Source organism: Chitinophaga skermanii (assembly GCF_003259335.1).
GTDB classification, from domain to species: domain Bacteria; phylum Bacteroidota; class Bacteroidia; order Chitinophagales; family Chitinophagaceae; genus Chitinophaga; species Chitinophaga skermanii.
Map to the genome: position 1 here is coordinate 116,520 of NZ_QLLL01000010.1, position 18,935 is coordinate 135,454.

12 protein-coding genes are annotated in these 18,935 nt (G+C 40.6%); 3 read left to right on the top strand and 9 right to left on the bottom strand.

Annotation, left to right across the window (positions count from 1 at the left end):
* Nucleotides 1–17: 17 nt before the first annotated feature.
* Together LX64_RS22575 and LX64_RS22580 are read right to left on the bottom strand one after the other, a co-directional pair.
* Entirely contained in the window at nt 18–3,281 is a 3,264-nt protein-coding gene (locus tag LX64_RS22575) for a SusC/RagA family TonB-linked outer membrane protein (RefSeq protein ID WP_111599964.1), read from the bottom strand.
* Nucleotides 3,282–3,309: 28 nt separating this feature from the next.
* Nucleotides 3,310–5,163: an outer membrane protein assembly factor BamB family protein gene (locus tag LX64_RS22580; RefSeq protein ID WP_111599965.1), complete on the bottom strand. Its 1,854-nt coding sequence runs from the start codon at nt 5,161–5,163 to the stop codon at nt 3,310–3,312.
* An 852-nt stretch (nt 5,164–6,015) separates the two neighbouring features.
* Between LX64_RS22580 and LX64_RS22585 the strand changes: the two genes are divergently transcribed.
* Nucleotides 6,016–6,567, top strand: coding sequence for a hypothetical protein (locus LX64_RS22585; protein WP_111599966.1), 552 nt, complete (start codon nt 6,016–6,018; stop codon nt 6,565–6,567).
* Nucleotides 6,568–6,656: 89 nt separating this feature from the next.
* On the opposite strand, the gene LX64_RS22590 is transcribed toward LX64_RS22585, so the two are convergent.
* A complete protein-coding gene (locus tag LX64_RS22590; protein WP_111599967.1) occupies nt 6,657–7,310 on the bottom strand; it encodes an HD domain-containing protein in 654 nt (217 codons plus the stop codon).
* Nucleotides 7,311–7,434: 124 nt separating this feature from the next.
* On the opposite strand from LX64_RS22590, the gene LX64_RS22595 reads away from it, so the two are divergent.
* Nucleotides 7,435–7,794 (top strand): DUF488 domain-containing protein, encoded by a 360-nt coding sequence (locus LX64_RS22595; RefSeq protein ID WP_111599968.1) that lies wholly within the window; start codon nt 7,435–7,437, stop codon nt 7,792–7,794.
* Between the two features lie 88 nt (nt 7,795–7,882).
* Here the strand turns inward: LX64_RS22595 and LX64_RS22600 are convergent, their stop codons facing one another.
* The 4 genes from LX64_RS22600 to LX64_RS22615 all read right to left on the bottom strand — a co-directional run bounded on the left by LX64_RS22600 (nt 7,883) and on the right by LX64_RS22615 (nt 12,741).
* Entirely contained in the window at nt 7,883–8,470 is a 588-nt protein-coding gene (locus LX64_RS22600) for a precorrin-2 dehydrogenase/sirohydrochlorin ferrochelatase family protein (RefSeq protein WP_111599969.1), read from the bottom strand.
* Nucleotides 8,470–9,246: a uroporphyrinogen-III C-methyltransferase gene (cobA, locus tag LX64_RS22605; protein WP_111599970.1), complete on the bottom strand. Its 777-nt coding sequence runs from the start codon at nt 9,244–9,246 to the stop codon at nt 8,470–8,472. The genes LX64_RS22600 and cobA overlap by 1 nt, the downstream gene beginning before the upstream one ends.
* Nucleotides 9,247–9,293: 47 nt before the next feature.
* Nucleotides 9,294–11,459 (bottom strand): HEPN domain-containing protein, encoded by a 2,166-nt coding sequence (locus LX64_RS22610; protein ID WP_245952787.1) that lies wholly within the window; start codon nt 11,457–11,459, stop codon nt 9,294–9,296.
* Nucleotides 11,460–11,886: 427 nt separating this feature from the next.
* Complete coding sequence (locus LX64_RS22615) at nt 11,887–12,741, bottom strand: bifunctional helix-turn-helix domain-containing protein/methylated-DNA--[protein]-cysteine S-methyltransferase (protein WP_111599971.1); 855 nt, start codon at nt 12,739–12,741, stop codon at nt 11,887–11,889.
* Nucleotides 12,742–12,873: 132 nt separating this feature from the next.
* On the opposite strand from LX64_RS22615, the gene hxpB reads away from it, so the two are divergent.
* The gene (hxpB, locus tag LX64_RS22620; RefSeq protein WP_111599972.1) at nt 12,874–13,539 is read left to right on the top strand and encodes a hexitol phosphatase HxpB; all 666 of its coding nucleotides are present in this window, start codon (nt 12,874–12,876) and stop codon (nt 13,537–13,539) included.
* A 142-nt stretch (nt 13,540–13,681) separates the two neighbouring features.
* Here the strand turns inward: hxpB and LX64_RS22625 are convergent, their stop codons facing one another.
* The gene (locus LX64_RS22625) at nt 13,682–15,202 is read right to left on the bottom strand and encodes a SusD/RagB family nutrient-binding outer membrane lipoprotein (RefSeq protein ID WP_111599973.1); all 1,521 of its coding nucleotides are present in this window, start codon (nt 15,200–15,202) and stop codon (nt 13,682–13,684) included.
* A gap of 14 nt (nt 15,203–15,216) precedes the next feature.
* Nucleotides 15,217–18,390, bottom strand: a complete 3,174-nt coding sequence (locus LX64_RS22630; RefSeq protein ID WP_111599974.1) for a SusC/RagA family TonB-linked outer membrane protein — start codon at nt 18,388–18,390, stop codon at nt 15,217–15,219.
* Nucleotides 18,391–18,935 lie beyond the last annotated feature (545 nt).

An 18,935-nucleotide genomic window follows, 5' to 3' on the forward strand; every position in this document is an offset into this window, starting at 1 on the left:
TTTCGCTTTGAGATGGATTAAAGTGTAATTTGAATACCGGCAGCATATGACCTACGGTATGGATATACGCGGCCGAAAGTGTTCAATGTTGTACCCGAGATATAGTCTACTTCAGGATCGATAGGAATATCGAGTTTTGTGAATTCGAACATATTCTCGCCTGTTACGTACACCCTAACATTTTGGATTTTGGCTCTTGTTAACCAATTCGCAGGCAGCGTATAACCGAGTGTCATATTTTTCATACGCATATAGGCCATGTTTAACAAGTAGCGCGATTGCGGTAAGAAGTTGCGCTGGTTATTACTTTCTCCTTGGTCGATTGGGCTTGGATAGAAAGCATTAGTATTAGTAGGAGTCCAATAATCTAATTGGTGTGCATACCAAGCTTCAGTGGCTTTATAACCTGGTATGAAAATAGGACCACTTGGCCATAATTCACGTTTGCCTACCCCTTGGATAAACATGCTAAAATCAAAACCTTTGTATTGCGCACCTAGTTGGAAACCATACTGGTAACGTGGAGTGGAATTACCAATTACGCGTTTATCACCTGGATCATCAACAGTATTACTATTCTGCCATACTTTTCCATCACCATCAAGATCTTTATACTTTACATCGCCTGGCATATAATAGAACCAACCCGATTCCAATTGTGATTGACTTGCAATACCGGGTTTTAATACAGGTTTGCCATTCACTAAATCGAGGGAACCATCTGCTTTTGTTACGAAGTCGCTGAATTGAAAGAGGCGATCTGTTTCATAGCCCCAAATTTCGCCTAATGTTTTACCTGCATATGCATTCGCTGTTATAGATCTTGTAATGCCTGGATACTTTGTAACTATCTCTTTGAAATCAGAAAGGGAGGCCATTACGTTAATGCCCAAGCCATTTTCAAATTGGTGATTGAAATCGATCGCGAGTTCCCAACCTTGTGTATACATTTGGCCGGCATTCACTTTCGGTGCAACATCACCAAAGGTGCTTGGCACAGCAACACCTGGTACAATCATATCATTCACTGTTCTACGGTACCAATCGAAAGTAACACCTAGTTTATTTTTGAACATCCTCGCATCAAAACCGAAATCAAGCGTACTTACAGTTTCCCAGGTAACTGTTGGTGGCACTGGTGTTGGCATTGTAACCGACGTCATATTCGTGCTACCCATTAACCAGTTCGACGAAATAGCATTCATCGATGGTAAGAAGTACGATTGTTGGTTGGCATTATTCAAATCTTGGCTACCAATTTCACCATACGATGCTCTCAGTTTTAAGAAATCGAGTACCGGTTTTGTGAAGTTCATGAATTTCTCATCCGATACTACATAACCTACTGATGCTGATGGGAAGAAACCCCATTGATCATTTGTTGGGAAACGAGAAGAACCATCTAAACGAGCGTTCAATTCTAACAACCATTTATTAGCAAATACGTAGTTAATACGACCAAAATAACCGGCTGTACTCCATAATTTGCGGCTACCTGTATACAATTGTTCTCCAGTTGCTAAGTTTGGTTCGCCTTTATTTGGATCAATTAATGCTTTACGAGAACCAGTTGTAACGGTTTCGTTAAACAAGTCCATATCAGTACCTGCAATTACTTTGAACGAATGCTTTTTAATGTCTTTCGCGTAAGTGGTATATAATTTGAACGTATTCAATTCGTTAAACATCGAAGTACTACGAACAATATCGTTTGAAGGCGTTGTGTATTTTGAATAAGGGATAGCGCCATTGGATAAACCGCCCCAGAAATCGTATGCAGTAACAGAACCACCTGTTTCTTTTTTCACGTAGTTGAGGTTACTGTATACATAATCCATGTCAACCGTCCACCCTTTCATAATATGTCCTGTTGCACCTAAAGCCACACGTTGATAACGATTTGTTTCCTCGTTCATTTTGGCTTGTTGTACTTCAGTGATGGCATTACGAATTGGTTTACCATCAATTGTACCATACGGGTAGTTTTTAGGCCAACGGTATAAATAATAAATAGGATCAGAAGAAAGACCACCGAAGTTAAAAGGACTTCTACCAACGGCTTTCGTTGCAAATATTTTACCACGAATGTCCAACCAATCTTTCACTTTTGAAGTAATGCTAATATTGGCATTATAACGTTCATAGCTATCTTGGTTTGCTTTTAAAACACCTTGTTGGTTCAAGTATCCGAGGTTAACATTATAAGCAGTTTTTTCGTTACCACCACTAAAGCTAAGATCGTGTTTTTGTTGTGGCGTCCATTTCTTCATGAACTTATCGCCAGCATCCCAACTTCTATAGAAATATAACTTTCCTCCCACAACTTCATAATCTCTACCATATACCATATCATCACCCAAATCTTTTCCACCATATTGCTGATCCCATTGGCGCATTTTATCGATGGCAAATTGGTCATAAGTGATCCCTAAAATGGAGTAATCGCTGCGTTGGGTAGAACGTTGTAAAGCAGCTAAAGCCATGGTAGCACCGTCAGGGCCGGAAGCTATGGTAGGTAAATTAGTAGGCGTTGCCCATGAAAAGTTGTTATTGTAGTTGATGGTGTTTTTTGTATTCCTTTTACCTGCTTTAGAAGTAATGAGAATAACACCCCATGCAGCGCGCGCGCCATATATAGACGTAGATGCTGCATCTTTTAAAACGGAAATAGATTCTACGTCGGCAGGATTGATTAACTGCAATGTTGGAATTTCTACGTTATCCAACAAAATCAATGGTTTCGCACCGTTACTGTTCAAACTACCTTGCAAACCCCTTAAGCGAACAGCAGGATCAGTACCTAAGTCGCCACTGGGGGAAGTAATGGTTAAACCAGGGGTAGCACCTTGCAAACCGCGGCTGATGTCGGTAATAGGACGGGAACCAAATGTTTTGTTCACATCAACTACTGCAACAGCACCCGTTAAGTTAGCTTTCTTTTGGGTACCATACCCTACTACTACCACTTGTTCCAATGATTGCTCGTCGAGCTCCATCTCTGCGTTGATGGTGCCGCTTGCTGGAACAGCCATTGTAAGCGGTTTATACCCTAAAAATTTGATCAGTACAGCCTGCGTACCTTGCGGTGCTTGGAAGGTGAAATGACCGCTTGCATCGGTCACTGTGCCTACTGTGGATTTTACTGCTTGTACGGAAGCACCGATAATGGGCTCGTTGTTGGACTTGTCAACCACGCGGCCCGTGATTTTTTGTTGCCCGGATGCAAAGCTGGCTAGACAGCAAAGTAGCACCAGGAGCAAACTTGCCCTTGTAATTCGCATAGTGGTATATTTTAGTTTAGTGTTAGGCTTATTTGTTGGCTTGGAATTGCAGTATCTTCCCTTCGATCATACTGATCCAAATGTTTCCGTTGGCGTCTGCAGTAATTTTATTGATTTCGGCGTTCCCGGGTTTGTGTTGCCATGCAACGGTTTGGGTTTTCGTGTCGATCGCTACGAGTAATCCATTTTTAGTACCCGTGTATAACATGCCATTACTTTCGAGTAATGGGCAAGGATTGTGTTCGTAGCCGAATTGGGCATCTACCATCCACATCAATTCAAACACACTGCTAGTGGTAGAAACAGCTATTACTTTATCATTCATCAGCTTAGCATACACCAATTTCCCATCTGCACTACCACACATTGCTTCGCGTACGGTGTATTGGTTATTACGCCAAATGGTTTGACCGGTTTTTACATCAATAGCTGTCATGTAACGGTCGGGGGCTACAATAAAAACACGGTCGTTGGCAATAAAGGGTACTACGTTACCGGGTGAATACAGTTTTTGAGGAGAACCGTTATTCCATTTCCAGAGTAGTTTACCGGTTGCTTTGTTAAGGCAATATAGATGTCGATCCCAAGCACCGAAAACAACAACATCGTTATTAAACGCAGGTTTGCCTTGCATTTGACCTTCTGCTACTTCGCTTTTCCAGTTAATCTTGCCGGTTAGAATGTTAATAGAATAGAATTTCTTGCTACCTACGCCGATATACACATTGTTGTTGTCGACAATACCGTCGGCAATTACGGGTTCATCAACATTCAATGTCCATAATTGCTTACCGGATTTTGCTTCAACACCATATAAATGTCCATCTACGGTGCCATACATTAATATGCCTTGGGCATATACCGGCGTAGCATAAAAGGAGCCGTTATGCTTCTTACGCCACATTACTTTTTTCGAAGGCACTTCAAGCGCTACCAGCTCGCCATCGGAATTACCATAAGCAATACTATTCGACGTCATGTTCACAACGCCTGTAAAAATGGAAGCAGTGTCTTGGAATTGGTATTTGACGTTAACATTCTTGAAGCGGTTATTGATACTATAATCGGGTTTGGGAGCTATTTTAACAGTTTGCACGATGTTATTATTCTTGAGGCTGAACTGTTTGAATAATTGGGGGGCAGCCTCGCCGAGGTTCTTTTGGTAAATGAGTACACTGTCGTTTCGCAGGGTAACAATATTATACCCAGGTTTTTCGTACCCGCTGCCAATGAGCGATGAGCGTCCCATAATACCTGGGATACCATCGAAATTATGTAATGATAGGCGGTGTCCATGGCCGCAAAGATGCAAACGGGTATTGTATTGGTTCAGTATTTTCGTGGCATCGGTCCAATTATCTAAACCATCGCCCAGCGGGTAATGTGCGAGGGAGATGAGGGTTTTATTGGGATCTTTTTTTTCTGCCAATAGTTTTTTCAGCCAATGAATATCTTCTTCTTTCACGTGACCGTCTCCCATTTTCATATAAGGACCGGTATTGAAGCCTACGAATTGGAATTTGTCGTATTCGAAGTAAAAGCGATCGTTGCCAAATAGTTCATTAAACTTTTGGGTGGCGCTTTCGCTCCAGTTGGTTTCGTGGTTACCGGGAATAACGTATTTTTTGAACTGTAGGCCGTTTAGGATATTGTAAGCGGCTTGTAGTTCTGCATTGGCGCCGGTATTGGTGAGATCGCCTGTTACCACTACGAAATCGAATTGTTGGGTATTAATTTCTTGTACTATTTCTTTCAGATTCGCTTCGCTGGGAATGCCCGGGGATACGTGCAAGTCGGTCAGGAATGCGAATGACACTGTTTTCTGCGCATTTGTTGTGAGGGCAGCAGCCATTATTAAAAGGCTGAGCAAGGATCTTCTCATATCGTTTAGAATAGTTAGTTGACCAGGGTTTTCGGTTAATCGTTATTGGTTAATATGAATTGGGTGATTCGTTTGTTTCTTTTTTTCGTTAAGCAAAAAACAACCTTCTGTTGTGCATAAACACAACAGTAATAATGAGTTGGCGTATGTAAACTACGTAATTTCTATTGCTACCTTTTCCTTGATTTCTACAATAAGTTTTAGAATGACATTTTGCAAAATCGATTTAGATCATTGTTTAATCCTATCCGTAAATTAAAACGTTTTTATAAAATAATTAACATTTTTACATTGTCTATTTTTTAAAGCGTTGCAACAGGTAAAATCTTTTTTAAAAATTGGTCTATTGAGTGGGGCTTTTGGAAGAAAGAAAGGCTGTAGTTGCGTCGCACACTTGTACCTTGTAAATATGGCTGGGCGGGAGATTATTTAGGGAGATAGTTTTGTATCCTAATTGTGGTTTGTGTTAAACATACACATAAAACTTTTTAAATGATAATTGCAATATATTAATTAATTTTAAAAAGTTATTTGATGAGCGGTATACGATAAGCAGTAAATACATGAGATTTGCTGTTGTATTTTTGCGGTGTTTAAGAAGACCTTTGAACGACAAATTATAAGCTTATGAAAATAAATTGGGAAAGTAGGCAATCCGGATTGCCTAATTCTCGTATATTATGTTGCATTAAATTGGAAACCAAGCTGCCAACTGTTTAGAATAAAAGTAATTGCGCCAACTTGTATGTATAATATATACCTATTTTATTATCTTCATGATGGAGTGTGGATGCCAATTTTATAAGACATATAAAAATTAATCAGCAACAGAACCCTATATTTAAGAAGCCAATGGTAACCTTTAAGAAATTCTTGGACCAAGAAGTAAAGCGACTATTCCTAATCGTTTGGCCCCCTTGTGGCGAAGAGAAGATTACAGACATCGATGTTTCAGTGGGCCTAGTGTTAGGCGATGAACAGCATATGCATGTAATAACCACCGACAAAGACGATAAATGGACCCCTAGTACGTACATTGAAAGTATTCCTCACGAGATTTTCAGTTGGAGCGACTTCCCTACCCGCATGAAAAAGTGGATGAAAATCGATGAAAGCGACGACTTATCGTACGAATTTTACGAAATCACCCATGTGGATACTTTTGATAAAATTGTATCACAAACAATTAGCGACGTAGAAATCCTAAACATCGACGAAAACAGTCCTTTCGGGGTAAAATTCGTTTTTGAGAACGATTATATCGTATCCAGCCCAATTTCTGCGGGGAATACCATCGAAACCAAAGCATTTAATCAACAAAACAAAATCCATCACTTTGCGAAGTTGTGGAAAGCTAGGTTTTCCAGCTTGAAATATAAGCTCAATAGTAGTGCAGCCAGCTAAAAAATTTCCGCTACCTGTACTTGTGCAAGAAAGTATTGGTAGCGGATCTGAACATCTACGTTCTATACCATGTAATTGACATTATCTTATTACCGAATCCCTTCCCATTCCTCGAAAAACTGTTGCAAATATCCCTCCATGTAGGCATGGCGTTGCTCTGCCATGGACTTACCTTTCGTGGTATTCATTAAATCTTTCAACAACAGCAATTTCTCATAGAAATGTGCAATGGTGGGTGCGTTGTTATGTTTATAATCTTCTTTGGTTCTTTGCAAGTTGGGTTGTACCGTTGGATCGTGCAAAGCACGGTTTTTAAACCCGCCGTAATTAAAGGCGCGGGCAATACCGATGGCGCCAATGGCATCTAAGCGATCGGCATCTTGTACAACATTGAGTTCCGGGGTACGGGCCACGTTATTATTATGGCCGCCTTTGTAGGAAATATTCTCTATGATGTAAATAACCGCAGCAATAGTGGGCTCGTCGAGCGCTAATGTTTCCATGAAGGCACGTGCTTTACGTGGGCCGATGGATTCGTCGCCGTTATGGAATTTCGCATCTGCGATATCGTGTAGTAAAGCGCCTAGTTCTACGACTAATAAGTTCGATGGTTCGCTGGCTGCTATGTGTTTTGCGTTATTCCAAACACGTTGAATGTGCCACCAGTCGTGGCCTCCTTCAGCTTGGTGTAATTCTTGCTTCACATACGCAACGGTTTTATCAATAATTTGTTCGTGTATCACAGTAAAAAATAATTAAGAAAAGAGTGTACAAGATGAATTAAATTTGGATAACCACCAATTATTTATACCAAAACGCAAGAGAGGAAAAGGAACAACAATTCGTAGGCTTTAAAAATCACTGCCCATGATTCTCATTAAGCAAATATACGAACCCAAAGCTGCACAAGATGGTCACCGCATCTTCATCGATCGTACTTGGCCAGAAGGAGTACCCAAGAGTACCGCGCATATTCATGAATGGTTATATGAATTGGCCCCAAGTGAACAATTACGTCAATGGTTGGGCATCGATTCAGAACGTTTCCTTTCTTTCAAAAAATACTACTTAAAAGAGTTAGAAGAAAAACTTGGATTACTTACTTCCATCTTTGAAAAATCTAAACACGAAACCGTAACTATTGTGCATAGTGCCAAAGATGATACTTTTAATTATGCTCCCATTCTATTGGAAGCTATAGAAAATATAACGTCTATTAATGATTGATACATCAATTATCATCATTAATACTAAAAACAAAAAGATCGAATAACCTTACGGTCACCCGATCTTTTCTATTTAAAACAAACTATCTCTATTTTTTATCTTCTTCCACTAAGCCTGCTGTAATTTCATTCAGCTGCTTCACTTTAGCGGCAAAATCACCTTTCAAACGATCACGTAAACGGTGTAAGTTATCTAGGAGTTCATTTACCCCGTCGGGGATAGATTCTTGTAAGATCTGTTTAATACGTTTAGCCATGGTAGGCGACTTTCCGTTTGTAGAAATGGCAATTTTGAGGTTACCTTTCGTTACCACCGAACCCAAATAGAAATCGCACAAAGCCGGCGTATCAGCTACATTGATGAGCACTTTACTGGCTTTAGCCTTTTCCCACACTGTATAATTCAAATCTTTATCGTTTGTGGCTGCAATAACCAGTTGCTTACCGAATAAATCGCCACAACTAAAAGGCTTGCGAATCAGCTCTACATCGTTGTATTGCTTAGCCATTACCTCTAATTCTTCATTAAAGCGCGTAGCGACCACGGAGATGTGTGCACCTGGGCAGTTTTGCAACATGGCACTTACTTTTTCGTGGCCAATATTGCCTCCACCAACTACCAAAACATGTAGTTGTTCGAGCTTAAAAAAAACCGGGAATAAATGATTCTCCTCCATTATACAGCCAATTTATAATCTGCTGCCAGCTTTGCTTGTAAGGACTGAAAGGCTTCGTGAAATCGAACTACCTCCCCGATAACAATAATTGCAGGATTTCGAAGGTCGTTGTCCAATGCAATTTTGTTCAAATCACTTGCTAAGCCGACACCCAATTTTTGATCGGGTAAAGTACCGTTGTGAATAATAGCGGCAGGAATGTTACCTGCGCCGTGTGTACTGTAAATATTAGCAATTTCTTCGAGTTTATTCATACCCATTAAAATAACGACCGTTGTATTTGCTTGGATGGCATATTGCAAATCACGGGAAAGGCGGCCTTCTTGGGTTGTACCGGTGATCACCCAAAAACCTTCACTAACATTACGAGCCGTTACCGGTATTTTATTGATACCTGGTACCGAAATGGCACTACTGATACCTGGTACTACCTCTGTTTCGATATTGAACTGTTGTGCAAAAGCCAATTCTTCTTGGCCGCGGCCAAATACAAAAGAGTCGCCACCTTTTAAACGCACAACACTACCAAAACTGAGTGCATATTTAACGATCATGCGGTTAATTTCGTCTTGCGAGTACACATGCATACCGGCACGCTTACCTACAAATCGTTTTAAGCAATTTTGAGGAGCGTGTTCTAATAGTTCATTATTAGCCAACGCATCGTAAAGAATAACCCTGGCTGTTTGAATTGCTTTTAAACCTTTTACGGTGATCAACTCTGGATCGCCTGGCCCCGCGCCTACTAGTGTTAATTTAGGTTGTACCGTTTGCATGATCGTTTATTTTAAAAATGAGTAGTAATGGTTGGTTCCTGCTAAGTTTATACGGTAGCTGGTTGCAAATGACGCTGTTCGCGGTATGCTTGTGCTACTTTATAAAATGCTGTTGCTTCTGCTAAGTATTGTTTCGCAAAACTTTCTGTTGGTTCGTGTTGGTTGATTTGCATTACCAAGGCTTTGAAGCTTTCAACGGGCACTTTTTGAGTTTCGATGAAATGCTTTTCAAAGTCGTTCATGATACCGTGCTGCGTGTTACAAGCGATGTTTTCATCGAGTAATAACGCTTTTGCAGATTGAATGAAGGCAGCATAAGCGTGGTAAATACCATCGGCATAAGCGCCAGCATTTACAGTATCGGTTGCCCACTGAATTTTTTCTTCTGCTTCAAATAACAAAGTAGCAATCAAATCAATAACAACGCCCGCGCATTCGCCTACACCAATTGCTGTTGCAAAATCGTTTGCTTGTCCCCAATCCACGAAATCTTCATCTCGTAAGGACGCTAAATCAGCTAATGGCTTCAACAGTTCATAAAAATATTTATCACCTTGACGATCGAAGTATGCATTGAATAATTCGTTAGGTAATTGGTTCGATTCGTAATCGTGCAACAAAGTTCTCAATACATCTGGGCCGCGTTTGCTAGGTACTTTGATTACTTTATCGGCAATTCTGCCTTCACCATTACCTACTGCACCACCACCTAGCAGTACTTGCAAAGCCGGCAATACTTTACCTTGACTTTTTAAAGAACTACCATGGAAACCAATGTGCGCTAAGCCATGTTGGCCACATGAGTTCATACAACCGCTGATCTTGATTTTGATATCGTTGTTGTAGATCAAATCGGGGAATTCGTTGCGAATTACATTTTCTAGTTCCACGGAAATTCCGGTACTACTAGAAATACCAAGGTTACAAGTATCGGTACCTGGGCAAGCCGTGATATCGGCTATACTGTCGAACCCAGGTTCGCTAAGGCCAACGGATTCTAACACGCTAAACACGTATGGCAAATGCTCTGGACGAACATATTTAAATAACAAGCCTTGGTTTACGGTTACGCGGATATCGTTGGCCACCACATTTTGCAGTGTTTCTATCAATTTCCGGGAAACATTGGATGAAATATTACCGAGTAATACGCGTACATAAGCACCATAAAAACCTTTCTGTTTTTGTTCGAAAGTATTGGTACGCTTCCATTGTTCGTATTGCTGCGGATTTTTAATAACGTATGCGGGGATATGCACAGGAGCGCCGGCTGGTTCAGTTTCTGGCCATGCGGCAGCATCGATGTGTACACTTTTGTTTTTTAATGCTTTGTATTCTTCCTTCACCAAGCGCTCAAATTCTTCCATACCAATTTTCTGCACCAGGAATTTGATACGTGCTTTATGCCTGCTAGCTCTTTCGCCGTGACGGTCGAACACGCGGATAACGCTTTCGATGTAAGGAATCAATTGATCTGTTTCGAGGAAATCGAATGCAACTTTAGCTAATTGGGGTTGTGCACCCAAGCCACCAGCAACTACTACTTTGAAACCGCGTACTTCTTTACCGTCTACGATTCTAATTTTAGGAATAACACCTAAATCGTGCATAAATACGAGCGCAGTATCTCGATCGCTTGCAGAGAAAGCCATTTTAAACTTACGACCCATATCTTGGGAAATGGGGTTACGTAGAAAATAGCGAAAAGCGGCATCAGCGTAAGGTGTTACATCGAACGGTTCTTGAGGATCAATGCCGGCGTTATCACTGGCGGTGATATTACGTACTGTGTTACCACAAGCTTCGCGGATGGTGATATCGTCGAGCTCGAGTTTAGCCCAGAGTTCCGGGGTTTTATCGAGGCTCACGAAGTGTATTTGAATATCTTGACGAGTTGTTAAGTGAAGGTTTCCTGTTGAATATTCATCAGAAATATCGGAGATGCGTTTCCATTGGGCAAACGTCATTTTACCGTATGGCAGTTTAATCCGTACCATTTGTACACCGGGTTGACGTTGGCCGTAAACGCCTCTAGCTAAACGAAGGCTACGGAACTTTTCATCGGGCATTTTTCCTTCGCGGAAGAGGCGAATTTTCTGCTCTAATTCGATGATGTCTTTTTCGACAATGGGATTTTCGAGTTCTGTTCTGAAGCTTTGCATTGTTATAATAGGTTGATGTAATGTGAATTGGATAATTGATGTTGGTGGCATAAAAAAGCCCCTGGTTTTGTACACCGGGGGCTTACATATCAAATCAAACGTTGTTAAAAGTTCATGTTTTTGCTTATGTACACGCTCCCCTATTCTGTTGACATACAACAGCACATTTTCATTTTCACTTTATGATGTCTTATTTCATAACCCATAAACCTATAGATTTAGTAGAGTAATACAAAGATAGTCGTTGCAATGAAATCTCCAAAAGATTTGTGCTAGTTTTTTAGGTTGATTTTAGTTATACCCTATAACCCTAGGTTATGGGTATCTACCAAATTAAAACGCCATCTCCAGCAAGCTGCAGATGGCGTTTTATACGACCTCTAAAAATTCTTTATTTGGTATAACCATGAACTGTATGCCTAATTGGCGTTACAATTCTAAGTTACGATGGGTTGCTTACATGGCCTCGCAGTGGGAATTATTTCAGTTGTTCGGCGAGTTCACGTTGCGCCATTTCGCATCCAAGGATTGCTTGTTTCCTAGTTATTCCCCAATGGTAACCTCCTAGTGCGCCTTCTTTACGGATAACCCGGTGGCAAGGGATTAAGAATGCGATTGGATTGCTACCAACGGCGTTGCCTACCGCACGTTCGGCCCCTGCCTTTTCGATAGATTGGGCAATTTGGCTGTAAGTGGTTAATTCTCCGGGCGGGATGCGTAATAGAGCTTCCCAAACTTTCACTTGGAAATTGGTGCCTTTTACAATTACATTGAGTTTTTCTTTACCATCGCCGTGGAAGATTTTTTGCACGTAGCTGGCTGCTAATTGGGAATCTTCTTTGAAAATGGCATTTTTCCAGTCTTTCTTGAAGTTTTCGAGTATTGCTTGATGATTTTCCTCTTGAATAAACTCTAACCCACAAATACCCCTATTTGTAACAGCTATAAAGCATTCTCCGAAGGGCGTTGCTTGAAAACCGTAATGAATGGTAACGCCTCGACCAGCTTCTTTGAATTCTTGGGGAGTAACGGCCTCCAAGGTTACAAAAAGGTCGTATACGCGCGATTGGGCACTAAGCCCTGCCCAATCGGCTGCCTCACTGATATTAGTTGCATCTTTAATGCGTGATTTTAAGTAATTGGTGGTGAGATATTGCAGGAACTTTTTGGGGCTTACACCCGCCCATTCCGTAAATACACGTTGGAAGTGGAATTCGCTCATATGCACTTCCTTGGCCACCTCTTCTAAAGCGGGTTGTTTGCGAAAGTTTTGCGCCAAGTAAGCAATGGCTGCTGCCATGCGATCGTAGTTAAAATGTGATTCGTTTTCCATATCTCTCTACAATATTAATGAATTGATACACAAAACTACCCCCCCTTTTGTATGTCATCAACCTGTTATTTGCGGTAATCTATTATGTAAATCGTCTATTCCATCCTATCTTTGCGGCGCAAAAACATTGATATGAAGCTGGACACGGTTATTTTCGATATGGATGGTTTATTAGTTGATTCCGAACCACTTTGGGGTATGGCGATGTATGAAGTAATGGACACGCTTGGCGTGAACCTTACTCCTGAATTAGCCTCACAAACAACAGGTTTACGTACCCGCGAAGTGGTGAGCTATTGGCACGACTATTTTAAATGGGACAGCAAAAGCACCGAGGAAGTAACTGTTGAGATCGTAGAAAACGTAACGAACCGTATTTTGGCCGAAGGTGAAGCAATGGAAGGTTTACACTACATTTTAGATTACTTCGATAAAAAACGCTTTAAAATCGGTTTAGCATCTTCTTCCCCGAATAGTTTAATCCAAGCAGTTATTAAACATTTAGATATTGCGGATTATTTTGGTGCAGTAGCATCCGCCGAATTTGAACCATATGGTAAACCACACCCAGCGGTATACCTTTCATGCGCAGCAACATTAGGAAGCTCGCCACTAAACTGTATTGCTTTTGAAGATTCAGTTACAGGTATGACGGCTGCTAAAGCTGCACGTATGAAAACGGTGGTAGTTCCTGAATTCCACAATCGTAAAAATCCCCGTTATGCTTTGGCTGATCTTCAATTGGATTCGTTACTTGAATTTAACGACCAACAATTGGCAAAGCTTGGTGGGTTGTAATTAAATATCTATTTAACGCATACATTAAAAAGTCGCCTTGTAACAAGGCGACTTTTTAATGTATGCTATGACATACTAAAAACAAAACAACCCGGTATAAACCGGGCTGTTGCTTATGAGGATTGGTCCTTGATTTACAAAATTACTTGTTCCACCAAGGTTTCGTTTCAATATTATCGTTGCCTTGATTAGCAATAGCGCTTTGATAGTTCTGCAAGTTCACAGATTGTTCTTTTTGCGGGTAATAAATCCTTTGGGGGATCCCGTTGCCAAATAACTGTGTGAATTTATACGAAATTGTACTACCGTCAGTAGTTGTTCTTGTCCATACTACATCACCGGATTTCACTAAGAAATGAGGGTATCCAGTACGACGAATTTCGGCCCAAGCTTCGTTAGATTGCATATAAAGTGCTAAGTATTTTTGCGTGAGCACATTTTCTTGGTTAGCGGCAGGCAAAGCAGCTACATATGCAGTGCCATTTACAGCCCATTTTTCGAAGGATGCTTTCACACCAGCTTCGTACCATTGTTGGCTCCAGTTATTGTATTCGGATAATAAGAAGGCTACTTCGCTATATTCCATAAGTACTTCCCCATAATCAGCAGCATTCACAATAGCCCCCGGTAAGCTAACATCTTCCGCTTTCAAAATGGATGCAGCTTCCGCAGGCAAACCGTATGGTTGCCCTACATACAAACCTGCACTATTTGTTTTCGCATAAGCTGCTAAACGAGGATCTGGAGTGGTGAATGGTCCAATTTTACCTTGTAATGCATTAATTAATACATGTGATACAGCATAATCTTTACGGTTTTCTGTAACCGTAGCACGATATAATGGAGCTTCATTAGGTGCTTTTGCCTCATATTTCAATATAGCGTTATCGGCATTGCTTGTGAAAACTCCACCTGCAATTGCTTCTTGAATATGTGTTTCTGCTACAGCTGGTTGGCGTTTTTTGATACGTATTGCAATTCTCAAACGTAACGAGTTAGCGAATTTGCGCCATTGTAGTGGATTACCTTTATAAATCACATCGGAGTTACCGAAAGTATTTGCACTTACATCCAATTGTGTTGCAGCTTCTTTCAGTTCTTTCAGCAAATCGGGATAAATTTTCTCTTGCGCAGCATATTTCGGTTTCAAGTTGCTGGTAAGCGCTTGGAAATCTGCATCTTTATTGCCGTATGAGCTATAAGGAATATCTCCAAAAGCATCTGTTAACGACAAGAAAGCATATGTTTTCAAAATGCGTGCAATGGCAATTTGATTGGCATTGGGGCCAGAAAAAGCGGCTTTCCCTTTTGTAGTACTATCGCTGTTAAGTTGAATAATACGTTCAAGGTTATTCAGCGCTTTGTACGTTCCATCCCAATAACTATCTGAATAACTCTTCGCATAATCATAACGCGATTCGTTCGTATAGATGTTTTGAGCGAAGTATTGTGAAAACAAGATGGCACCTTTAAAATTGAAAGATGAACCTCTTGCATTATCGAGTAAACTTTTTTCTGCCGTTACCAAGATTGTACTTGTAGGTACATCTGTAGGACGGTTTGGATCGTCGTTGATACCAGCTAATTTGTCGTCACTGCAGGCAGCAAAAAACAATGCCGGTAGAGAAATGGTATATATGAGTTTTGAAATGACCTGTTTCATATGCACTGCTTGATTTAGAATTTAACTTGAACGTTTACACCATAGTTAACGGGCACAGGAATGTTACCACCTTCAACACCTTGAATGTTACCACCGCTATTTGTGATTTCTGGATCAATGTATTTGCTAGCTTGGTAGATGTTCCAAAGGTTTCTGCCATACGCACCTACACGGATACCGCGGATAACACCTGTTTTACTCATAGGCACATTATAACCCAGTGTGATTTCACGAAGTTTTACGAAAGTGCCACTGAAGATATGTTCCGTGGTTGGACCATTGTAATTACCCAATGCCCATGCATTTGCAGTAGTATTAACAGTATTGGTTTTAGTATTGGTTACGGTATACGTGCCATTTGGGTTGAAAGTTATATCCCCTTGTACACCATCCAATACAACGCCTGTTTCGCGGATATTATTAGCAGCGGTATTTTCTAAGATACCGGCGCGTACACCTACTTTATAAGTTTGTGAGAAGAATTTACCTCCTACACGGCCATCAACTAATACACTCGCATCCCAGTTCTTATAACGGAATTGTTGTTGGAAGCCGAAAATATAATCTGGTAAAACGCTACCCAATGGTCGCAGTTGTTCCGTACGTGCGTAAGTACCATCTGCTTTCACCACTTTCTTACCGTTCGCATCGTATACGAAATCGTAGCCCATTAATTGGCCATATGGTTGACCTTCTGCAGCCACTAACGTTACCAATGCATCAGCTAATGTTAAAGAAGAAACACCATCGATCAATTTCACCACTTTATTGCGGTTACGTGACCAGTTTACGTTTACATTCCACTCAAAATCTTTCGTTACAATTGGTACAACATTCAAGCTTACCTCAATACCTTGGTTATTGATTTTACCAGCATTTACATACTTAGAATCGAAACCATATGCAGTCGAAGTAGGGATATTGATGATTTGGTTGCGGCTATTCGAATTATAGTAAGTCACATCTAAACCAACACGGTTATTCAATGCTTTCAAAGTGATACCTGTTTCCCAAGAACTCGTAATCTCTGGTTTCAAAGCTGCATTGTTCTGGATATTGGGCAATTTGTAACCACTATTTCCTTGGAACGCTTGAACAGGATCGTATACAAGCGCCAATTGATAAGGATCGGTATCGTTACCCACTTGTGCCCAACCAACGCGTACTTTCGCGAAATTCAACCAGCTTAAAGATTTAAATGGTGCGAGCTCGCTTAGGATAACGCTTGATGTTAAAGAAGGATAAGCAAACGAGTTGTTGTTTACAGGTAAAGTACTCGACCAGTCATTACGAATAGTTCCGTCTAAGAACCAGAAATTCTTATAACCGAGTGAGAAGCTTCCGTATAAAGAGTAAATAGATTTGTGATAGAAGAATGGATCTACCAATACACTGGCTGCATTTTTCAAACTGTAATAATCAGGAATGATTAAACCACCTTGCGTTGTTGCATTTGAAATACGGCGCTTTTGGTTCATGATATTACCACCTGCGAACGCATTCAATGAGAAGTCGTTCCATTTCTTCTTAGCACTGGCTAAGAATTCGTAGTTGAACTCGCTGAAGTTATTACTGTATTCGCTGTAATAAGATTGAGAACGCGAGTAAACGGCAATCCTATCTTGGTTTTGGTAGTTGTATACATCCGCATTGATTTTGGTGCTGAGTGATAACCAATTATTCACATCGTATGCTAAACCTACGTTACCATAGAAGCGGTCGCGGTTTTCTTCGAGATAGCTTTTGTAAGCACTCCAGTATGGATTATCGATGAATTTAGCGGCTTCACCAGCGGTAGTGTTTTGATAGCTACTGCGGTTCCAAAGTATTTGGGTGCCATCGGCACGCATATAATTCGATAACTTTTTATAATCAACTTGCACCTGTGCCCATTGGTATGCTTCCAACATAATGTTCCGGTTGGTAGCGCCTGTCCAAGGACGGCCGGTACTTTGGTTTTTAACGTAATTGAAGTTAACAGACGCTGTGAACTTATCGAACTTAGAAGATCCAGAGAAATTCAAGGTGTTTCTTTGTAAAGATGAATTCGGCACCGTACCTGTTACATTCTTATTTGTATAGGAAAGGCGGAAGTTTTGGTTTTCGTTACCGCCACTGAAGCTAACGTTGTTAGTAAACGATAAACCTGTGTTGAAAAACGATGTAACATCGTTTTTAGGATATACCCAAGCATCCGGCTTCAAATATTCAGCACTATTCTCCGGGTCGAGATTATACCAATGTAAAACCGGTGTACCATCTAATTTTGGTCCCCAGCTTTCATCCGCAGCATAATCTACAATTTTGTATTTCTGACCGTTAATAGTTGCTTCTTGGAAAGTAGTTGCATATCCACCGCCATATAGTTTTTGGCGAGCGGGAAGACGCACAACGTTTTCAAAATCGACACCTGAGTTTACACTTACATCGAAGCGTTTACCGGCTTTACCACGCTTTGTAGTGATTAAGATGACACCATTTGCGGCACGAGTACCGTACAAAGCAGCAGCAGAAGGCCCCTTCAAAGCAGAAATAGTTTCGATATCATCGGGGTTCAAATCTTGGATCATGTTCCCGATATCTTTACCGGCACTACCGCTGGCTGTAGATTTCGTGTTCAAATCGCTGTTATCCAACGGAACACCGTCGATAACATATAATGGTTGGTTATTACCCGAGATAGAGTTGATACCACGTAATAAAACGCGGTTAGAGCCGCCCATATTACCGCCGGAAGAAATAACTTGTAAACCTGCAACCTTACCAGATAAAGCACTTAACGCGTTACTTGGGCGAGTTTGTAGTTCTGTACTTTTTACTTCTTGTACGGCATACCCCAAAGCTTTTTTATCACGGGAAATACCCAAAGCAGTTACAACTACCTCTTGCAGCTGTTTGTCGTTATTTGTAAGAATTACATCGATAACGTCGCGATTATTAATCGGCTCGTCGAGGGTATTCATACCCATGAGAGAAAAGGTGATTGTAGTGGCTGAAGTTGGGATGTCTAAAGCAAAGCTACCTTGCGCGTTGGTAGCGGTACCAACAGAGGTACCCTTAATAAAAACGGTTACACCGGGTAAAGGCTGACCATTGTCGGCTTTTACGGAGCCTGATATTTTCTTGCTTTGCGCATGAACTGTAAAGTTGGCTAGTAGCAAGATGACTAGAAAGTAGATGTTCCTCATTTATTACCCTATTAACATTATAGACTAAATAGGTTGCAAATGTAAAAGAACAATTAATAATTTCCCAAAGGATTGTTAAACGAATGACAAAACTAACACAATTCTACTAATTCCATAGGGTAATAGAAGAAATCAATATCTATCTTGAAAGACGCCACAGGTAAATGTTAGGAGAGAACTATTCAGTGCAAAATTGCCTTGAAAAAATATTTTATTTTTTTGTTTGGTTCAATTCTGCATATATGAACATATTGTGCTCGAAAGGTTAAAAGTTGGCATTCCTCAAAGAATAAACCGGGATAATTTCTTTGTACTAAGCGGAGGAACTGGGTTTCGACTGCGTTGCGTCGCACTCTTCATCGTTAGGATTCCTTATTCAACATCCAATATTTGCATTATAAATATTTATTGCTCTTTAATTCAATAATAACTTTTGTAGTAATCATACGCAACATTTCATTAATAAGTAAAGTATTTCCTCTATAACAAGTATTTGGCTCCCTTTCAACTCTCTATGTATGGTAAAACAAAAACGCCCCTACTTT